The sequence below is a fragment of the Streptomyces sp. NPDC051133 genome (assembly GCF_040682635.1).
Classification (GTDB): domain Bacteria; phylum Actinomycetota; class Actinomycetes; order Streptomycetales; family Streptomycetaceae; genus Streptomyces.
The window spans coordinates 1,743-4,721 of record NZ_JBFBBK010000133.1; the positions used below are offsets into that span (position 1 = coordinate 1,743).

Annotated in this window: 1 protein-coding gene and 1 pseudogene; both read right to left on the bottom strand. The window is 67.2% G+C overall.

Annotated features, from left to right (window positions below):
- Positions 1–1,628: pseudogene (locus AB0N17_RS45210) on the bottom strand (site-specific integrase); the annotation flags it as partial.
- Positions 1,625–2,869, bottom strand: coding sequence for a site-specific integrase (locus AB0N17_RS45215; RefSeq protein WP_366017522.1), 1,245 nt, complete (start codon positions 2,867–2,869; stop codon positions 1,625–1,627). The pseudogene AB0N17_RS45210 and the gene AB0N17_RS45215, both read right to left, overlap by 4 nt.
- Positions 2,870–2,979: the final 110 nt, after the last annotated feature.

The window sequence follows — 2,979 nt, forward strand, 5'->3', positions numbered from 1 at the left end:
GCTTCGTTGCTCTTGGAGGGAACGATCTGGAGGAGCGGGACGACTTCGCCGGTGTCTGGGAGCTTGTAGGAGACCAGCGCGAGGTGGGTGAGCTCGGTCAGTTCCTCGGCTCGAACTCCGGTGTGCCGCAGCGTCTCGATGATCGCCCAGGCCCAGAAGGCATCATCCTCCACGAAGCTCTGGTTGATCCGCCGCGCGGTGCTGCCGACCTCCTTGATGAAGACATGCCGCGAACCGTGATCGAGTCGGCTGGGCACCTGGTTCACCTTGGGAAGGACCCGCAGGTATCGCGTCCCATCATGCTCGAAGGTCTCGTTGAACGGGGTGGCGCGCGCGGCCTCCAGCAGAGCGACGGCCGCCCGGTGCACTCGCTCCGCGGTCTCCAGCAGCACGGGAAGGTGGGGCAGCCGCTCGCGGACCCGCTGGTGCATCCGAGCCGTGGTCTGCTTGATGATCTTGTGGTTCCCGGCGCCGTCACCGCGGGTGATCGGGCTTGGCACTGCCCACTGGACCCAGAACGGGTCGTCGTGAGCCCACTCCTGGATGTCAAGGTAGAAGCCGCGCACCCGCATCATGACGTCTATGCGGGAACGGCGTTCCTTGACCTCTCCGCTCTTGTGGACGTAGGTGACCAGGCGTTGTTTCCAGCCGTCGACGACCTCGTCGGGCAGACGGAGGGTATCGATTCCGGGGTGGTGTGCCTCGATGTCCGCCCAGAACACGCCAGCCAGTTCGCGTACCAGTCCGCGGAAGGTGCCGTAGTCGATCCCGGGGCGGCGTTCTTCGAGGTAGCGGACGAGCAGGTTGCGGACCTGCGTGGACTGGATGTTGTAGGCGTCGACCAACTCGGTGGTGGGCCGCTGGCCGTGTCGCAGCGCGTCCTTGAGGGTGTCCTTCGAGTCGATGACACCGGCTCCCCGCAACAGGTCCCAGGCGCTGTGGGTGCCCACATATGCCTCGCCGGTCTCCCGCCGTCCGACGGCCCGCAGGTAGAAGACGTCCTCGGCGGTGAGCTGCCCAAGGTCCCTGCCCGTGTGCAGGATCATCGACGAGATGACCCGCAGTCCCTCGTCGATGTGCCGAGGCGTCATCCCGATCTCGGCGCCGAAGTCGCGCATTCGATCCAACTGCCCGGCGGGGAACATCTGCTGGACGTCCTTGAAGAGCCGCAACGCCTTGTAGCCGCGCAGGAAGACGTAGCGTGGGAGAACCACCCGGCTGATGAGCAGGCTGTTGAGCCCCATCATGAGCTCGTTGCGCCTGGACTCCGCGCAGCGCGGATCACCCTCGTTCAGCGCGAGGATCAGCTCTTTGCCCTGGTCCGCTCCAGCCGCCAACCACCGGCCCTGCCAGCCCTCTTCGGGGAAGGTCAGCAACCAGTCGAGGATCTTGCCTGCCCCCACGAGCCTGGTACTTCCCGGGCTCATGCCGCGGCTGTACTTTCGCTGCGGCCAGAGCGGTGAGGTCGGCAGCAGGGCCAGGACCTCGTCTCGGGTGAGGTGATCGTGCGGGCCGACGCGGTCCTTGTCCGCCTTGAGGTCGTGCTCGATGAACAACGGCTTCGCCGGCATGGGGCCGGTTCCGGCCCGGCGGACGGAGTTGGCTCGGCGGCTTCCTTGTCGCGTCATGCCTGGCCGCCTCCGAACAGAACGGCCAGGTCGCTTGCCTCATAACCGGTCGCGACAGCGGTCGGTGCGGGGTGCTTCGCGCGTTCCTCACGGTCGGCGAGGTACTCCTGAACCCGGGCAATGACCTGCTCTTCTTCCTCGACGAGATACACGTCGGCGGTGGTGCTCAGGTTGGCGTGACCAAGGATGGTCTGCACGTCCCGCAGCGACAGCCGCTTGTCCCGGGACATCCGCAGCGCGGCGGTGTGCCGCAGGTCGTGCATCGACCAGTTCGTGCCCAGCAGGGCGTTGGTTCGGCGGAACACCGCGCGCAGGGCCTCGTAGTTCAGCGGCTGGTAGGCCAGCCCGGCGCCGTGATCACGACGCCGGAGTGTCCACCACAGCGGGGCCTGCGGGTCCAGCGGCGGGCCCTCGCTCTGGTAGAGCCGGAGCCAGATGAACGACTCCGGGCTGGAGGGAAGCCACTGCTCGGCCTGGGATCCTTTGCGCTCGACGCGTACCAGCTGATCGCCCCAGTCGACATCGACGCCGCGAACCCCGAGGAGCTCGGAAGCGCGGGCCGCGTTGCTGACGCCGAGCGCGAGAATCGCCCGGTCCCGGTTGGACCGCAGGGCCGCGAACAGCTCGTTCCACCTCTCATCCGGCATCTGCCGCGGTCGGCGGCGCGGGACCCTGGGGTTGTAGCGCAGCCTGCCCTCGCCGCCGTAGAGATCCAGCGGGTTGTGATGGGCGTGCGGGCGGCGCCTCGCGCTCCGGGCCAACGGCACCGGGTTTACCAGTGGCCCGCTGCCCGACTCGATCCAGAACTCGTAGAAGCTGCGGAGCACGGCGTTGCTGTGCCGAATCGTGCGGGGCTTGTAGAGGTCGTCCAGGTACGGTTTCTTCGTGATCGCGTTGGTCGTCCCCGCGGTCGCCGCGGAGGCCGTCCGCGCCGACGTCCGTGGCTTCGTCGCAACACGCAGCCACAGCACGAAGTCGCGGACCTCGGCCGACGTGGCCCGGTCCCACTCGACCTGGACCACCCGAAGCCAACGCCACCAGCGCAGCAGATCGAAGGCATAGCTGCGGACGCTGCCCGGCCGGTTGTCACGAGCGACGAAGTCGATCAGGAACCTACGAATCGGCTCCACCGCTCTTCCCTCCTCGTTGAAGACCAGCCAGGAAACTGCCCCAGCTCCCACGGCTACCCGCCCCCATCGCGGCAGGCGGATCGACTCGATGTCACGAGATGCTGCGTCCAACTTCGTTGCGCTCCTTCGTCGTTCGGATGCGCAACGTCTACCGACTAGGCCATGCGGGGGATGCACTCACGTCCGGCGTGTCGCCCGGTAGTCCGGTCAACACCTCGGTG